The organism is Stenotrophomonas maltophilia group sp. RNC7 (assembly GCF_030910085.1).
Lineage (GTDB): Bacteria > Pseudomonadota > Gammaproteobacteria > Xanthomonadales > Xanthomonadaceae > Stenotrophomonas > Stenotrophomonas sepilia.
Genome location: NZ_JAVFVN010000627.1, coordinates 1 through 462, shown reverse-complemented (window position 1 = coordinate 462; position 462 = coordinate 1). Strand labels below are relative to the sequence as shown.

At 42.4% G+C, this 462-nt stretch carries 1 protein-coding gene; it reads right to left on the bottom strand.

What is annotated here, in order from left to right; translation table 11 throughout:
- A partial coding sequence (locus RCF13_RS12720; RefSeq protein ID WP_308141222.1) for a GDP-mannose 4,6-dehydratase occupies positions 1-303 on the bottom strand: 303 nt, incomplete at its 3' end.
- Positions 304-462: the final 159 nt, after the last annotated feature.

Genomic DNA, 462 nt, shown 5'->3' with positions numbered 1-462 from the left:
TACGGTATCATTCTCAAAGGTCGTTCTGGGATCATCTATAGAATCCTGTACATTAATCGATGCCCCTAAATGGTAGCATAGTTCAAAACGATGCTCTTCAAATAAGCCGGCCAGCAGTGCCTGGTCTAGTATCGTTCCTTTGATAAATTTCATAAAACGTGGATGGTTACGAAGTTCAGCAATGTTCTCTTCACGACCATTAGAAAGATCATCCAATATCCAGACGTGATGACCATCTTCTAATAGTTTTTTCCCTACCCATCGACCTATAAACCCTGCGCCTCCGGTAAGTAAGATGTTCATATGATTCTCCTTTTTCAAATACAATAATCTTGAACGCTATAAAAGATCCCAATGAACAGGCGTCCCCTTTTTGACATCAGACTTTACTTTTCGTCCGATGAAGAGATCGGCAAACTTTGTGGGCAAGCCTGAGCCTGGCCGAATGGCACGGATATGCTC